Source organism: Lysinibacillus sp. FSL W7-1291 (assembly GCF_038593415.1).
In the GTDB taxonomy this organism is placed as follows: Bacteria; Bacillota; Bacilli; order Bacillales_A; family Planococcaceae; genus Lysinibacillus; species Lysinibacillus fusiformis_D.
Genome location: NZ_CP151994.1, coordinates 3,977,619 through 3,994,946, shown reverse-complemented (window position 1 = coordinate 3,994,946; position 17,328 = coordinate 3,977,619). Strand labels below are relative to the sequence as shown.

At 37.8% G+C, this 17,328-nt stretch carries 13 protein-coding genes and 1 riboswitch; of the genes, 10 read left to right on the top strand and 3 right to left on the bottom strand.

Translation table 11 applies throughout. From position 1 onward, the window contains the following. Positions 1–16: 16 nt before the first annotated feature. The 9 genes from NST76_RS19410 to NST76_RS19370 all read left to right on the top strand — a co-directional run bounded on the left by NST76_RS19410 (position 17) and on the right by NST76_RS19370 (position 14,069). Positions 17–1,303: a tetratricopeptide repeat protein gene (locus NST76_RS19410; RefSeq protein WP_141905385.1), complete on the top strand. Its 1,287-nt coding sequence runs from the start codon at positions 17–19 to the stop codon at positions 1,301–1,303. 624 nt (positions 1,304–1,927) lie between these two features. Beyond that, complete coding sequence (locus NST76_RS19405) at positions 1,928–3,220, top strand: globin-coupled sensor protein (protein ID WP_036124600.1); 1,293 nt, start codon at positions 1,928–1,930, stop codon at positions 3,218–3,220. A gap of 231 nt (positions 3,221–3,451) precedes the next feature. Beyond that, complete coding sequence (locus NST76_RS19400) at positions 3,452–4,846, top strand: protoporphyrinogen oxidase (RefSeq protein WP_330493953.1); 1,395 nt, start codon at positions 3,452–3,454, stop codon at positions 4,844–4,846. Positions 4,847–4,945: 99 nt separating this feature from the next. Beyond that, positions 4,946–5,046: riboswitch (SAM riboswitch) on the top strand. Between the two features lie 91 nt (positions 5,047–5,137). Then, entirely contained in the window at positions 5,138–6,985 is a 1,848-nt protein-coding gene (locus NST76_RS19395) for a bifunctional homocysteine S-methyltransferase/methylenetetrahydrofolate reductase (protein WP_036124596.1), read from the top strand. Further along, positions 6,978–10,409, top strand: coding sequence for a methionine synthase (metH, locus tag NST76_RS19390; RefSeq protein ID WP_036124594.1), 3,432 nt, complete (start codon positions 6,978–6,980; stop codon positions 10,407–10,409). The genes NST76_RS19395 and metH overlap by 8 nt, the downstream gene beginning before the upstream one ends. Positions 10,410–10,514: 105 nt before the next feature. Continuing rightward, the gene (locus tag NST76_RS19385) at positions 10,515–11,015 is read left to right on the top strand and encodes a GNAT family N-acetyltransferase (RefSeq protein WP_036124592.1); all 501 of its coding nucleotides are present in this window, start codon (positions 10,515–10,517) and stop codon (positions 11,013–11,015) included. A 110-nt stretch (positions 11,016–11,125) separates the two neighbouring features. Continuing rightward, complete coding sequence (locus NST76_RS19380; RefSeq protein WP_036124589.1) at positions 11,126–12,157, top strand: fatty acid desaturase; 1,032 nt, start codon at positions 11,126–11,128, stop codon at positions 12,155–12,157. A 271-nt stretch (positions 12,158–12,428) separates the two neighbouring features. Next, on the top strand, positions 12,429–13,436 hold the full coding sequence (locus tag NST76_RS19375) for a sensor histidine kinase (protein WP_170829892.1): 1,008 nt from the start codon (positions 12,429–12,431) through the stop codon (positions 13,434–13,436). 21 nt (positions 13,437–13,457) lie between these two features. Then, positions 13,458–14,069: a response regulator transcription factor gene (locus NST76_RS19370; protein ID WP_036124587.1), complete on the top strand. Its 612-nt coding sequence runs from the start codon at positions 13,458–13,460 to the stop codon at positions 14,067–14,069. A gap of 39 nt (positions 14,070–14,108) precedes the next feature. Here NST76_RS19370 and NST76_RS19365 read toward each other — a convergent pair whose 3' ends face one another. The 3 genes from NST76_RS19365 to NST76_RS19355 all read right to left on the bottom strand — a co-directional run bounded on the left by NST76_RS19365 (position 14,109) and on the right by NST76_RS19355 (position 16,638). Beyond that, the gene (locus tag NST76_RS19365; protein ID WP_342544357.1) at positions 14,109–15,083 is read right to left on the bottom strand and encodes a proline dehydrogenase family protein; all 975 of its coding nucleotides are present in this window, start codon (positions 15,081–15,083) and stop codon (positions 14,109–14,111) included. Positions 15,084–15,157: 74 nt separating this feature from the next. Further along, entirely contained in the window at positions 15,158–15,910 is a 753-nt protein-coding gene (gene fetB / locus NST76_RS19360; RefSeq protein ID WP_089934273.1) for an iron export ABC transporter permease subunit FetB, read from the bottom strand. Then, complete coding sequence (locus NST76_RS19355; protein WP_342544355.1) at positions 15,907–16,638, bottom strand: phosphate ABC transporter ATP-binding protein; 732 nt, start codon at positions 16,636–16,638, stop codon at positions 15,907–15,909. The genes fetB and NST76_RS19355 overlap by 4 nt, the downstream gene beginning before the upstream one ends. Positions 16,639–16,732: 94 nt before the next feature. Here NST76_RS19355 and NST76_RS19350 point away from each other — a divergent pair, with 94 nt between their 5' ends. Further along, positions 16,733–17,233, top strand: a complete 501-nt coding sequence (locus NST76_RS19350) for a methylated-DNA--[protein]-cysteine S-methyltransferase (RefSeq protein ID WP_058845198.1) — start codon at positions 16,733–16,735, stop codon at positions 17,231–17,233. Positions 17,234–17,328: the final 95 nt, after the last annotated feature.

Below are 17,328 nucleotides of genomic sequence, written 5' to 3'. Positions count from 1 at the left end.
GCAAGGGAGGAAAATAATGTACGAGCAAATGTTAGCCAAGCGAAATAAAGAAAGAATTGATTCCCTACAAAATCTGACACAGTCAGAAAATACATGGTTTGCTCAAAATATAAAATTACTTACATTCACGGAAGTTACCCTAACAACCTTGCAAAAAATATTGTATCAAATAGTGCGAGGGCTATTGAAAGAACAGCAACAACGGCATTTACAAATTATCCATTCAGAACAATCTCAGTCCATACAGGAGAATGTTTTAACATTGTTAGCGGAATATGACGATGTCTTGCGTGATGCCATTCCCGAATCTATCTATATCCTTGTTTGGCAAATTTCTTCGTTAGAAAAGCTAGCAAGCCGTATAGCAGTAGTTGATGATGTACTTGATATTGTGGAGTGGTACTTCCGTCATCAAGATGAACAGCTCCCTATTTTAGATGAAGAGGATTTAGATCATGAAGTCATTATTGATTTATATAAAGAAGCAGTTGAAGAACAAGACGCAGATGCACAATATCAATTGGGAGAATACTACAACGCTAGAGAAGGTGAACATTTTCAACCTGAAAAATCATTGAAATGGTTTGAATTAGCAGCGCTTCAGAATCATGCAGATGCTCAATACGTACTAGGGAATTTTTACTTTGAGGGGATTGGTGTGGAAGAAAATGATTCCCTTGCTTTTTCATACTATGAAAAAGCAGCTTTACAGGGGCATGCGGATGCCGCCAATAATTTAGCGGATATGTATTTCAATGGGGAGGGCGTACCGCAAGATTTTATATTAGCAAAACAATGGTTCGACTATGCTGCTAAAAAAAATGTGGCAGAGGCGATGTTTACGTTAGGAATTATATACGAGCAGGGGCTGGGTGTCGAAGCAGATGTAGAAGCAGCCTTCAATGCCTACAAAAAATCAGCAGAGCTAGGTTATGTCGAAGCACAATATCGGCTTGGTGGAACATATTTAGAGGGACGCTTGGGTCAAACAAAGGAGGTAAACCGTGGCCTCTTTTGGTATGAAAGAGCTGCTGAACAATATCATGTAGATGCCTTTTATGATTTGGGCTATATATGGAGTAATGGACTAACTGGTATACGCAATATCGAAAAAGGTATTCATTGGTTTAAACAGGCTGCAATTCAAGGAGACGCGGATGCTAAGCTACAACTAGGGCATATTTACAATAAAGGTGAAGGAATTGCTAGAAACCTGAAAGAAGCCATCAAGTGGTATGGCCTCGCAGCGGATGCTGGTGTTGCAGAAGCTTCTAAAATATTACAGGAACTTAAAGGATTGTAAATTTTGTGTGAAAAAATATAGTTTATTTGAATTATTTATTTGTCATGCATTTATAAAACTTTTGATTTAAAATGGGTTGTATTTTTAGGTATATAGATGCTCTTGTGGAGAGGGTAAAAAATATTGATATAGTGATATTTAAAGAAGATTAATAAAAAAGGATAAGAAAAATAAAAAAAATAGGCATAATAAACAAGAAAACGGGTAAAAAAGCTACCAAATAATATTGTGGTAGCTTTTTTCTTATGCATTACCATTAATTTTAAGATAGGGACTTTTGGTATGATATATGTAAAAAAACGGAATCGATAAGATTGACAGCAATTTATAAAATGATTAATGTAAATGAGTGATTTTGAAATAAAGCATACGTAAATAAGTCTACTGTTAGTCATGTACTGACTAGGTCTGCTTGCTGAGCGGGAATATTTTTTGTGTGATTGTACAAAGAGGTACTCGACATGCTTTTGGAGGAAGTGTGCCAGACAGAAAGAGCATTAGCCTATAGCATAATAGCTAATCTGTTTTTATCGGTATTTTTTCTTGTATCAATCAATATGTTAAAAAAGGGATTTGGTGTTTCTCAGCCTGCTGAAAGTAAACGGAATGAAAGAGGGAAGATGTGTGATTTTTCAAAAACAGAGAAAGACGAAGGTATTGGATTTACAGCAATATACAGTAAAAATGGATTTGTCTACTCGCCAATCAATGGTGAAACAAATTGAAATGCTGAATCTAACGAAGCAAGACTTACAATATTTAAAAGCTTTCCAGCCATATGTTATGGACAATGTAGATCACATCGTAAACCGTTTTTACAACATGATAGGAACAGAGCATCATTTGGTAGATATTATTAGTCATCATAGTTCTGTAGACAGACTTAAAGTAACACTACGGCAGCATATTATTGAAATGTTTAACGGAACCATTGATGAGGTGTATTACCAAAGACGAGTAAAAATTGCAAAGGTACATGTTCATATTGGGCTTAGAACCCAATGGTATATTTGCGCATTTCAAGATTTATCCATATCATTTATTGATTTAGTCGAAAAAAATATAGAGCACCCCCAAGATCAATTTAATACGATCAGGGCCATATCGAAAATTTGTAATTTCGAGCAGCAGCTGGTTTTGGAGGCTTTTGAAAACACTGTAGAACAAATGAAAGAAAAAATGATGCATGAGAAAGAAGCTATTGAACGACAAATTGTTGATTCTTCCGAAGCACTTGCCACAATTTCTCAGGAAACAAATAATTCATTTTGCTGCTTAAGCAAGCAATCTGACGAAATTAAACAATTGGCTAAAAAATCACTTGATGTCTCAACACTGGCTGAAAATCAAGCACTTGAAGGTCGTGAACGTTTAAAAAATCAATCACAAAATATGCTTAATATTATTCATTCACTTCATGATATAGAAGAAAATATTGAACAATTATCGGATATGTCTAGGGAAATGGAGACAATCATGAATGTTGTTACTAATATTGCTAATCAAACCAATCTGTTGGCATTGAATGCTGCAATTGAAGCGGCGCGTGCTGGAGAAGCGGGCAAAGGCTTTAGTGTAGTGGCTGATGAGGTGCGTAAATTATCTATTCAAACGAAGGATTCGGTTACTTCGGTGGCATTGTTATTGAAAAAAACGAGTGAACGGACAGAGAAATTAGAGCATTCTCTGGCAAATATTCAAGATGAAGTAGCGTCAGGTGAGGAAAACATGTTACAAACTGAAGGTCAATTTACAAGCATATTGGGAGCCATGACAGAAGCAAAGGATCAAAACGACTGTATGGCAACGAAAATACAAGCAATCGTCGGGATATTAAACGAGTTAGGGACATCATTTACAGAAGTAACGAATTCAGCAGAAAACTTAGCGAGCTTTTCCCAAAATCTAAAAGGATAGACTACTAAATTAACGTTTATGTTTCCGTATTTTTTAAACATATTAAACACTATAGTACCTATAAATATGTGTATTTTTTGTAAACCTTGAAATGGAAATTCCATATGATTAAGCTAGAGCTATCTCACAGATGAGGTAGCTCTATTTTTGCTAAATTTGTAAAGGGTTTAACGTAATTTTCAATGAAAATAAGTTTATACTGTAGGAAGAACTAAAATAGGGGCGGTTACTATGAAAACAGTTGTTGTATTAGGTGGCGGTATTACAGGATTATGCACAATGCATTATTTACAACGTCAAGTGAAGGAAAATAATGTAGATGTGCGTCTAGTGCTTGTAGAAAAAAATACATATTTAGGGGGCAAATTATATTCAACACATGAGCAAGGTTTTATTATGGAAACAGGTGCTGACTCGATTGTAGCTCGTCATAAAGGTGTTATGGAGCTTGTACAGGAGCTTGATTTTGAGGAGAATCTAGTTTACAACGAAACAGGTATTTCCTATATTTATACGAATAATGAATTACATGCCATTCCGGCAGATTCTACTTTTGGAATACCAATGAGTTTGGCATCCTTGGAGCAAAGCACATTGATTACAGAGCAAGGTAAACAAGATGCATTAAAAGATTTGACTTTACCAAACAAAGACTTCACAAAGGAAAGTTCAATTGGAGAGTTTTTAACTTATTATTTAGGGGAAGAGCTTGTAAAAAATCAAATTGCACCCGTTCTTGCAGGTGTTTATTCAGGTGATTTACACCAGCTTTCGATTGCCTCTACTTTACCGTACTTGATTGACTATAAGAACGAGTATGGAAGTATCATAAAAGGCTTTGATGCGAATCGTGAGCAATTTGCTAAAGCAGCCAATAAAAAGTTTATATCGTTCAAAAACGGTTTATCTTCTCTAATTGATCGTCTCGAACAAACATTAACCGATGTAGAGATCATCAAGGGTGTCGCAACTGTCAATGTTCAAAAGCAAGAAAACCACTATTCAATTGCCTTAGCTAATGGTGAAAGCATCGAGACAGATTATGTCGTTTTAGCACTGCCGAATGAGGCTGTTCAAGGCCTACTACAGGATGAATCATTAAACAGTTATTTTGACCAATTTACGACAGCTTCAGCAATTACGATCTATTTAGGTTTTGATGTACCAGACTCTAGATTGCCAGCAGATGGAACGGGCTATATTGTCTCACATAATTCTGACGTTACATGTAATGCTGCAACTTGGACAAGTCGTAAATGGAGGCATACATCAAGAGATCATAAATTACTTGTGCGACTCTTTTATAAAAGCATCAATCCAGCATATGAGCAACTCCATGCCATGTCTGACGAAGAATTAGCAGCGGTTGCTTTAGAGGATGTGCGCAAGAGCCTAGGAATAGAGGAACAGCCAACAGTTATTAATGTCACAAAATGGATTGATCAAATGCCAAAATATGATCTAGCTCACCGTGAAGCATTACAAGGTTTAGTTCAAGAATTACAAGAAAACTATCCTAATCTATCCATCGCAGGTTGTTCATACTTTGGGGTAGGGATTGGTGCTTGTATTCAAAATGGGAAGAAAATCGGTGAGGAGCTTGCAAAGGAACTAGCCAATTTCTAAGCTTTTAAGTGAAAAATATCTTTGTTATGTGAAATAGTCTTGACTCATTCGTCAGTAAACGATATGATTCTTTTAATTATTTAAAAAATTCATACTACATTCTTATCAAGAGAAGCAGAGGGACTGGCCCATTGAAGCTTCAGCAACCAACTTTTTTGTCAGGTGCTAAATCCAGAAGACCATTGAGTCGAAGATGAGAAGGAAAAAACAATGATGAGTCATTAAAGCCTTCTTTTTTTTATAAAAGAAGGCTTTTTATTATACAGAGATATAGGAAGAGAGGCTAGTTTAATGAGATTGCTTGAAAGGTTAAAAACGCATGTATTGACGGCAGATGGCGCAATAGGCACAGTACTTTATGGCTATGGTTTGGAGTATTGTCATGAGGAAATGAATGTACAGAAACCTGAGTTAATTGAAAAGATTCATAGAGAATATATTGCAGCTGGTGCTGATATCATCCAAACGAATACGTATGGTGCAAATGCCATTAAATTAGCTCGCTATGGATTAGAATCGCGTGTCCAACAATTTAATGAAGCAGCGATTACAATCGCAAAGCGAGCTGCGGCAGATGGAGGTCAGTTTGTCTTAGGGACAATTGGTGGTATTCGTGGTATTCGTAAAAGTGATGCAACGTTAGATGAAATCTTAGCAACTATTGAGGAGCAAGCGAGTGTTTTACTTGCTGGGAATCCAGACGGCCTTTTACTCGAAACCTATTATGATTTTGAAGAATTAACAGCTACCTTAAAGATGCTACGGACAAAGACAAAATTACCGATTATTGCGCAAGTTTCCATGCACGAACCTGGTGTTTTACAAAACGGTATGTCTTTAAATAACGCCCTGCATGAGCTAGAAAAACTTGGTGCGGATATTGTGGGTGTCAATTGTCGTTTAGGTCCACACCATACCATTCAGGCGTTTGAAGGTGTAGAACTTCCTGATAAGGCATTTATGTCGGCTTATCCGAATGCTTCACTCCTTGACTTAGAAGATGGTCGTGTCGTTTATGAGTCAGAAGCTGAATATTTTGGTCGAGCGGCTGTGGAATTACGTGATCAAGGGGTACGCTTAATTGGAGGCTGTTGTGGTACGACACCGAAGCATATAGCAGCAGCGAAGAAGTATTTAGAAGAGTTATCACCAGTTCATGAAAAGTATGCCAAACCGGAGAAGATTCAAATTGTTCGTGAAGCAGAGCCAACGAAGTATGAACCTCTTCATGAAAAAGTAAAGCGCGAACGCTCTGTCATTGTAGAGCTAGATACACCTAGACATCTGGAAATTGATGGTTTTTTGGAAGGGGCAAAACAATTGTATGATGCAGGAGCAGATGTCGTCATGATGGCAGACAATTCTCTGGCTTCTCCACGTATTAGCAATATTGCTATGGGTGCATTGTTGAAGAGTACTAATGGTGTACGTCCTCTAACACATATTACATGCCGAGATCGTAATTTAATCGGTCTGCAATCACATTTAATGGGGTTAAATGCATTAGGAATTCATGATGTGTTAGCTGTTACTGGTGATCCAACAAAAGTTGGGGACTTCCCAGGTGCCACAAGTGTTTATGATGTCTCATCAATGGAGCTGATCCAATTAATTAAGCAGTTAAATCAAGGCATTTCCTTCTCAGGTAAACCACTTCGTAAAAAAGCAAATTTTTCAGTAGCTGCTGCATTTAATCCAAATGTCCGTGTATTAGATCGTGCTGTGGCACGCTTAGAGAAGAAAATTGAGTATGGAGCAGACTACTTTATTTCACAGCCAGTATATACGAAGGAAAAAATTGTGGAAATTTATGAGGCAACCAAGCATTTGCAAGCACCTATTTATATTGGTATTATGCCCGTTACAAGTTATAAAAGTGCTGAATTCTTACATCATGAGGTGCCAGGCATAAAATTATCTGAAGATGCCTTAGCAAGAATGAAGGCCTGTGGTGAAGATAAAGAACGTGCAACATTTGAGGGGATTGCCATTGCGAAGGAATTAGTTGAGGTGGCTGCGCAGTATTTCAATGGCATTTACCTTATCACTCCATTTTTACGTTATGATGTGACATTAGAGTTGATGAAATATATTGAGCAATTGGATGAACAGAAAAAAGGGGTAAGTATACATGGCTAAGCACTTGATTGAAAAGCAACTAGAGAAACGTATTTTAATTCTTGATGGCGCAATGGGAACAATGCTACAAAACGAAAACTTATCCGCTGAGGATTTTGGCGGGGAGGAGCTTGATGGCTGTAATGAAAATCTTGTGCTGACTAGACCTGATGTAATTAAGGAAATTCACCATAAATACTTAGAGGCAGGCGCAGATATTATTTGTACGAATACTTTTGGCGGGACGCCTCTTGTGTTAAATGAATATGATCTTGGCGCAAAAGCGGAAGAAATTAATAAACGTGCCGTCGAAATTGCTCGTCAAGCAGTGGATAACTTTTCAACATCAGATTGGCCACGTTTTGTTGCTGGCGCAATGGGTCCAACAACAAAAACATTATCCGTAACTGGCGGTATTACATTTGATGAGCTAGAGGAAAACTTTTATGTACAGGCGAAGGCGTTAATTGAGGCAGGAGCAGACGTCCTTTTACTAGAAACTAGTCAGGATATGTTAAACGTAAAAGCAGGTACTCTAGGTGTAGCACGTGCTTTCGCGGCAACTGGCAAAGAACTACCCGTCATGATTTCAGGAACAATTGAACCGATGGGTACAACACTCGCAGGGCAAACGATTGATGCTTTTTATATTTCTATTGAACATATTAAACCACTATCCGTTGGCTTAAACTGTGCGACTGGACCAGAGTTTATGACGGATCATATTCGTTCATTAGCAGAGCTTTCCACAGGCTATATTAGCTGTTATCCGAATGCAGGCTTACCGGATGAAGAAGGTTGCTATCATGAATCACCAGAATCTTTATCACAAAAATTAAAAGGCTTTGCAGAAAAGGGCTGGCTTAATATTGTAGGTGGATGTTGTGGGACGACTCCAGCTCATATCACAGCTATCCGTGAGGTTTTAAAAGATGAAAAACCACGCCAAATACCAGAGAAAACACATGGTCATGCGGTATCAGGAATCGAACCATTATTGTATGACGATTCTATGCGTCCATTATTTATTGGTGAAAGAACGAATGTTATAGGCTCTCGTAAATTTAAGAATTTAATCATTGATGGGAAGTTTGAAGAAGCTGCAGAAATTGCACGTGCGCAAGTAAAAAATGGTGCACACGTTATTGATATTTGTTTAGCCAACCCTGATCGTGATGAATTAGCTGATATGCGTGGTTTTATGCAGGAGGTTGTGAAAAAGGTTAAGGTTCCTCTTGTAATCGACTCGACAGATGAAAAGGTCATTGAGGAAGCATTAAAATTTTCTCAAGGAAAAGCCATCATTAACTCTATAAATCTAGAAGATGGTGAAGAACGATTTGATGCAGTAATGCCACTCGTAAAGAAGTATGGAGCCTCATTGGTAGTTGGAACCATTGATGAAATAGGAATGGCCGTTGATCGTCATCGCAAGCTTGAAATTGCCGAACGTTCCTATAAATTATTAACTGAAAAATGGGGACTTGCACCGGAGGATATCATTTTCGACCCGTTGATGTTCCCTGTAGGGACTGGTGATGAGCAGTATATTGGATCGGCTCTAGAAACAATTGAAGGAATTCGACTAATCAAAGAAAAGATGCCACAGACATTAACTGTACTGGGTGTAAGTAATATTTCATTTGGCTTACCACCAGTTGGCCGTGAAGTACTGAATGCTGTGTATCTTTATCATTGTACACAGGCCGGCTTAGATTATGCCATTGTCAATACAGAGAAACTAGAGCGTTATGCATCCATTCCAGAGGCAGAAATTAAACTTGCAAATGACTTACTGTTTAATACGAATGATGAAACATTAGCAGTATTCACAGACTTTTATCGTGATAAAAAGAAAGAAAAGACCGAAGCGGATATACCAAAAACGGTTGAGGGTCGTTTAGCTTATTATATTTTAGAAGGTACAAAAGAAGGGCTGATTGAGGATTTAGATGCTGCACGCGAAATCTTTGAGGCGCCACTTGATATTATTAATGGTCCTTTAATGGCTGGTATGGCTGAGGTAGGTCGATTGTTTAATGATAACCAACTCATTGTAGCGGAGGTTTTACAATCAGCAGGCGTGATGAAGGCTGCTGTTGCCCATTTAGAGCAATTCATGGAAAAGGATGAAGAGAGTGCTGGAAAAGGGAAAATGGTTTTGGCTACCGTTAAAGGAGATGTGCACGATATTGGGAAAAACCTTGTTGATATTATTTTAAGTAATAATGGCTATAAGGTTGTCGATTTAGGCATTAAAGTAACACCAGCACAATTGATTGAAGCGATTCGCAAGGAAAAACCAGATTTTATCGGGCTATCAGGCTTACTGGTAAAATCAGCGCAACAGATGGTCATTACTGCTCAGGATTTCAAAGAGGCTGGCATTGATGTACCGATTTTAGTTGGTGGAGCTGCACTTTCTCGACGCTTTACAGAAACAAAAATTGCAGATGAATACAACGGTCCAGTTATTTATTCAAAGGATGCTATGCAGGGATTAGAGCAAGCAAATCTATTAATGGGTAAGGAAACGCGTGCGAATTTCTTAGCTGAAATCCAGGAATCTCGTCAAAAACGTCTAGAGGCAGATGTAAAAAGAGCTGCACGTCCAGCTAAAGAGATAACAATAAAGCCAGTACGTACTGTAAAGGGAGCGTCAGTATTTTTACCAGCTGATTTACGTCGTCATGTGAAGAAAGACTATGCAGTATCGCATTTATATCCATACGTCAATATGCGTACATTGCTGGGACATCATTTAGGCTTGAAAGGGCAGGTTCAGCAATTGCTAGATGCCGGTGATTCACGAGCAACAGAGCTAAAGGATTTAGTAGATGATTATTTAAAAAGTGATTTATTAAAGCCTTCAGGTTTATATCAATTTTTCCCTGCTCAAGCGGATGGGGATGATGTCGTTGTTTATGATCCTGCCGATAGTAAAACAGAAATTGAACGTTTTACTTTCCCGCGCCAGCAAGTAGAACCATTTTTATGTCTTGCCGATTTCTTAAAAACGGTAGAGAGTGGAGAAATGGATTATATTGCGCTCATGGTGGTAACAGCAGGGCAAGGGGTTATGGCAACAGCTCGTCAGTTAAAAGATTCTGGCAAATTCCTTGAAAGCCATGCACTGCAATCGACTGCACTAGAATTAGCAGAGGGCTTTGCTGAACGTATGCATCAAGAAATACGTGACCAATGGGGCTTCCCAGATGCCACTGATTTTACAATGAGAGATCGTTTTGCAGCTAAATATCAAGGGCAACGTTTTTCTTTCGGTTATCCTGCGTGCCCTAACTTGGAGGATCAGGAAAAACTATTCGGCTTATTAAAGCCTGAGGATATTGGCGTTCACCTTACAGAAGGTTTTATGATGGAGCCTGAAGCATCTGTTTCAGCGATTGTTTTTGCTCATCCCGATGCTCGCTACTTCAATGTTTAAGGCGTAAAATAGGAGGATATAGATAGTCAATGAATTGACTATCTATATCCATTCCATTGAATCATTGAAGAGTGTGAGGACAATTTCATTAAGGAAGTGAGCAGGATGATTCGATTCATGGAAGAAAAAGATATACCTGAGGTTTTAGACATCTATAATGATATTATTTTAACAAGTAAGGCTGTCTACCGATATGATATACAAACTTTAGATGAAAAAATGCGATGGTATAAGGAGCAGCAAGCATTCGGCAATCCACTGCTTGTATTTGTGGAAAATGGGATTGTTGCTGGCTTTGCTACTTATAGTCAATTCCGTCCTTACCCTGGTTATCAATATACAATGGAGCATTCCGTCTACGTGCATAATGAGCATTATCAAAAGGGGATTGCAACGAAGCTCATGCATAAGCTTATAGCGATTGCAGAGGAGCGTGGTGTCAAAACACTCGTTGCTGGCATTGATGGAGAAAACATTGCTAGCATTAAAGCACATGAAAAATTAGGTTTTGAATATGCAGGTACAATTAAAAATGCAGGCTATAAATTTGAACAATGGCTAGACCTTGTGTTCTATCAGTTGCATTTGAATGGACCAACATCATAAAAAGGATATGACAAATGTCATATCCTTTTTATGATGTTTGCGTCTGTTACTGACTTGTACTCTTGTTTTATGATGAGGTCATAAGAAAAAAAGAAACGAGGGAGTAAAGGATGGCAACTATTAAAGAAAAAACAAAAAAGTTACGCCAAGATGTAGCGCCATTTGCTAAATCTAATACGGGTAAAAGTGTTTTTCAAATGATAAATACACTTGTACCGTTAATTGCATTGTGGGTGGCTGGTTACTTATTAGTAGATGTTTCACCTTGGCTAACAGTTGGCTTAAGTGCCATTTCAGCGGGGTTTGTCGTACGAACTTTTATTATTTTTCACGATTGCACACACGGATCATTTTTCAAAAGTAAAAAGGCAAACGACTGGGTTGGATTTTTTACTGGAGTGCTAACATCATTCCCATATGAAAAATGGAAACGTGAACATACAATTCACCATGCAACAAGCTCAAACCTAGACAAGCGTGGTATTGGTGATATTGATATGATGACAGTGGAAGAATATATGCAAGCTTCAAAGGGACAACGATTATGGTATCGCTTTTATCGTAACCCATTCGTTATGTTTGGGTTAGGACCATTATATATGGTGCTTATCTTAAATCGTTTTAATCGTAAGGATGCAAGAAAGAAAGAACGCTTGAACACAATTTTAACGAATATCGTTATGGTCGGAATTTGTGCTGCTTTAATTTTCTTCATGGGCTGGCAAGCATTTTTATTAGTCCAAGGCGTTACCTTATTTATTGCTGGTTCTTTAGGAATTTGGCTGTTTTATATTCAGCACACATATGAAGATTCTTATTTTGAACATGAATCGGAATGGGATTATGTTAAAGCCGCAGTGGAAGGTAGCTCGTATTATAAATTGCCAAAGATTTTACAATGGGTTACAGGGAATATTGGTTTCCACCATGTCCATCACTTAGCTCCTCGAGTACCTAACTATAATCTTGAAAAAGCACATAATGAAACGCCGCCTTTACACATGGCAACAACGATTACGTTACGTACAAGTTTAGAATCATTACGTTACAAGTTATATGATGAAGATCAAGGCAAATTTGTATCGTTTAAAGAAGTAAATGAAATCATCAAACGCAAAGCAAGAGGCAGTATTGCCGCTTAGTTGAAAACAGCCATCTCTGCAAACGAGATGGCTGTTTTATGTAAAAGGATGGGTTTTGTCTAAAGCATGTGCAGGCATAAATTAAATTTTCTTGTTATAATAAGGGAAAAGTAGGAAAGAGCGTGAGATTATGTTGAGGAAATGGCATAGTATTATTCCGAATAGTCCAATGCTCAGTGTATATTTATGGATTATTTTTTGTTTCCTACCGTTTTTCTTCATTTTTAGGAAATCATCTTATATCGAAATCTCGATTGGCATTACGTTTTTAATGCTTTATTTTATTTTCTATCGATTTTCCATGAATTCGAAAAGCGGTTTAGTTTATATGTGGATCAGCTTTGAAATGGCCATCAATATTGTCATGACCATCTTATATGGCTATGTGTATCTATCTATTTTCACAGCATTTTTTATTGGCAACATACGAAGACCTGTCGGCTTTTATATTATGTACGGTCTACATATTGGGTTTACAGTTATATCTACTGGTGTCGGCTTCTTTGTGGAGCTTCACTTATTTTTATCGCAGCTACCTTTTGTTGTGCTAACCATTCTAGCTGTTGTTCTTTTGCCATTAACAATTTATTCCAAAAATAAACGTGAAAACTTAGAGGGGCAGTTAGAAACAGCTAATGAACGTATTGCCGAGTTAATTGTTTTTGAGGAACGACAACGAATTGCTCGTGATTTGCATGATACTTTGGGGCAAAAATTGTCCATGATTGGCTTAAAAAGTGATCTAGCTTCTAGGTTGATTGAACGTGATCCACAGCAGGCTTTGATTGAGATTAAGGATATACGCCAGACGGCAAGCATTGCCTTAAAAGAGGTTCGTGAATTGGTGTCAGACATGCGGACGGCAAAATTTGAGGATGAGCTAATGCGTATTTCTCAAATACTAAAGGCAGCAGAAATGGAGTTTGTTTTTGAAGGAGATAAAAATGCATTGCAAGTTCCGCCACTTGTCGAAAATGTTTTATGCATGTGCCTAAAAGAGGCGGTTAATAATGTTGTCAAACATAGTGGAGCAACAAAATGTGAAATTGCTTTCCATCAAAACTTTAAGGAAGTTTACTTAATCGTTCGGGATAACGGACAAGGTATTACGAAAAAACAAGCATGGAAAACGGGGAACGGATTGAAGGGAATGAGGGAACGCTTAGAGTTTATTAATGGGTCCTTTAAGATTGAAAGTGTTGAGGGTACTACATTAACGGTAACTATACCAGTGGCTATTACGCATCAAAATGTCAAAGAAAATCTGAAGAACATATAGAATAGAAAAGAGGCTTGTGACATGATACGAATTGTGATCGCTGAAGATCAGGGGATGCTATTAGGGGCTCTTCGCTCTTTACTTAGTATGGAAGAGGATATGGAGGTCGTCGGCTTAGCAAAAAATGGTGAGGAAGCATTGACGCTGGTGGCAGAGCATCAGCCTGATATTTGTATTATGGATATTGAAATGCCAGTGAAAACGGGACTAGACGCAGCAGAAGAAATGCATAGTATTGGCTCAGATTGTAAGGTCATTATTTTAACTACATTTGCCAGACCAGGTTATTTCGAGCGTGCTAGGAAAGCGAGCGTAAGAGGCTATTTATTAAAGGATAGCCCTATTGAGGAATTAGTAAGTGGGATTCGTACAATAATGGACGGTAAACGTATTTATGCACCAGAGCTTGTTGATTTTGTCTATGAGGATGATAGTGAAAATCCTTTAACAGAGCGTGAAAGCCAGGTGCTGACACTTGTGGCAGAGGGCAAGACGACAAAGGAAATTGCGGCAGAGCTATTTTTATCTGCTGGAACGGTACGTAATTATATTTCAACCATTTTAGAAAAACTAAATGTTGGTAATCGTATTGAGGCCATTGCACGCTTTAAAGAAAAAGGATGGAACAAATAAAGAGAACCTTATCGCATGAGCGCGATAAGGTTCGTTTTTTTACTTTTTGCGTTTTGTTATACGTCCAAGAACGAATGCACCTGCTGCTACAGCAAGAACAGTATTCGTTTTTTTCGTAAACACTTGTTTTGTTACAAGGTTAAGGTTTTGAGGACGCTCAGCTAAACGGCGCATAAAGTAGCCGTACCAATCTTCACCGAATGGAACGTACACACAGAAGTTATAGCCTTCTTTTGCAAGCTCTTTCTGCATATCAGTGCGGAAACCGTATAGCATTTGGAATTCAAATTTATCAAGTGGAATATTATGATCTGCAACAAAGCGTTTTACGTGTGCGATGATATTATGATCATGTGTTGCAATTGACGTAAATTTGCCGTGTAGCAAGTGATATTCAATCAACTCAATAAAGTTTAAATCAATATCTAATTTATCTTGATAGGCGACTTCTACAGGCTCTTTATAAGCACCTTTTACAATACGTAAACGGTAGTCCTTGAATTTTTCGATATCGTCTTTTGCACGGTAAAAGTAGGATTGAATAACTGTACCAACATTATTAAATGTTTTAGATAACTCTTCTACCATATCAAAGGATGTTTGAAGACGGCCGTAGTCTTCCATATCAAAGTTAACAAATATATCATAAGAAGCGGCTTTTTCTACTATTTCATACAGGTTGTCATAACAAAAATCAACATCAATGTCTAAACCTAATTGAGATGGTTTTAATGAAATATGTGCAGCAACACCGTTCTCATGGATGGCTTCGATTACAGTAAGGATTTTTTCTTTTGCAGCCGTTGCTTCTTCTTTACTTGAAACAAATTCACCTAGGTTGTCTACCGTACAAGAAATATTATGTGCATTTAGTTCTTTGATGCTTGCAATTGTTTCTTCAATATTTGTACCAGCTACTACACTCTGTGCTCCTAATTTTAGGCCATATTTCTTTGCAGCACTATTTAATAGTTGGTTTTCAGATAACTGGATGAAAAAATTGCGTAATAACATGGTCATTCTCCTAACTGCATTTTCTTTTTAGTATAACATAAATGTTTTAAACTATATTCATTTCAGCTTAACAATTATTTCATATCAAGTATTTGCATACGTTCATTAAATAGCACAGGATAACTTAAAAAACCAATCATGATGCTGGATAATGTTGCTGTTGTTAAGAGCGCAAAGATGATTAAAAGTTGAAATTGGACAGCATGGATAGGGTCAGCCCCACCAATAATTTGCCCACTCATCATACCTGGTAGCTGTACTAAACCGATTGTTTTTTGGCTTTCTATCGTAGGAATCATACTAGCTTTTACGGCATTGATCAGTTGGCGATGAACGGCTTGTTTTGGCGTGCCACCTAGCGATAAAATTAATTCCATTTGATCTTTATGGCTACTAATTTCAGCTGTAAAACGATTTAAAAATAAAATGGACAGCACCATCGAATTGCCAATTAACATCCCACTAATCGGAATGATATACTGGGCAGTAGCTGGAACAATATGAAATCCTAGCAAGACACCTTGTGTAACAATTTCTATGACGACAAGTGTCAGTGCTATTTTCCAAGTAATTCCTTTAATACCCACCCCTTTTTTTCGTGCATTTAATGTTGCGACGACAATCATTAGCGCTACCATGAGAAGTATATAACCATAACTATTGGCGTCAAAAACAAATTTTAAAATATAGCCGACAGCAAGCAATTGAACAATGGAACGTAACGTTGCAATGAGCGTATCTTTTTCAAGACCCAACTTTAATGTTTTAGATAATATGAGAGGAATACAGACAAAGATTAGGGTTAAGGATAAGGCTGTAAATGTCATTGATTAACCCCCTGAACAAACGCTGCAACACGTGGATTCGTTGGGGCTTCAAGTAAAGCACTTTTACCAGTTTCAATTAACTCACCATCCATCATAACCCATGTATAGTGACCAATTGTCAATGCTTGTTGCAAATTATGTGTAATCCAAATTATCGTGACATTGTATTTTTTGTTAATAGTAGCAATCAATTTTTCAATTTCTTGTACGGATTGACGATCCAGCGCAGATGTAATTTCATCTAATAATAAAATAGAGGATTGATTGATCAGGGTTCGTGCAATGGATACCTTTTGACGTTGTCCACCAGACAATTCACTTGTTGATTGGTGTAAGAAGCTTTCGTTTAATCCAACATCCTCTAAATATTGGACAGCCTCCTGCTGCGAGAGTTTTTGCCCCTGTAGTGTACGGGAAAGGGCGAGATTATCTAGCACTGTACCTGCTATCATCGGAGCTGCCTGTAAAGCAATACCAACATGTCTCCTTAAAGCGGTGGGCTCATATGTAGAAATAGGCTGATTTTCAACGAGTATATGCCCGTTTGTTGGTGACAGAAGACCATTACATAATTTAAGTAGCGTTGTTTTACCAGCACCAGAAGGACCAACAAGAGTCGTAATTTGCCCTTTTGGAAATGACCCAGTAATTGACTTTAATATCATTTTGTCATTTACTGAAAAATGAACTTGTTGAAAGTGAATGGCAGGCTCATATAACGTATTCATTTATTGAAGCTCCTTTGTTATAGTCGGTAAAATAACTGTAGCATGAAATGACTGGAAGATGCAGTTTAAATAGTAGAAAGTAGGGGATTTGGAAATGCAAATATTGTATGTCGATACATTAACGTATACACAGGGGGATATGTATCTAGTGGCTTCAGATAAAGGTCTTGTCTATATAGGAACACCAAATGCATCATTTGAGGAAGTAGAAGAGTGGGCTAAAAAACCTTTTAAAGGGTATGGCTTTGAAGAAAATCCAGAAAAATTACAGCCATATAAGGCTCAGTTAACTGCTTATTTTAACAAGGAGCTTACTGAGTTTGACCTACCTGTCCATGTAAAGGGAACACCTTTTCAATTAGCCGTTTGGGATGCCCTAAAAGAATTGCCTTATGGTACAACAACATCCTATGGTAATATCGCACAACGCATTGGTAATCCGAAAGCAGTTAGAGCTGTAGGGACTGCAATTGGTGCAAATCCAATACTAGCGATTATTCCATGCCATCGAGTCATTGGCAAAAATGGTCAATTAACAGGCTTCCGAAGTGGCCTCGCTATGAAACAGTTTTTACTTGAGTTAGAGCAAGTTTAAATTAAGTGAAGGTTGATGAAGGGTGGTTTGAGCAATGGGAAGAGCGTTTTGAGCGAAAGAATTGGAAATAATTACCGAACTAAAAAAGAAAAATC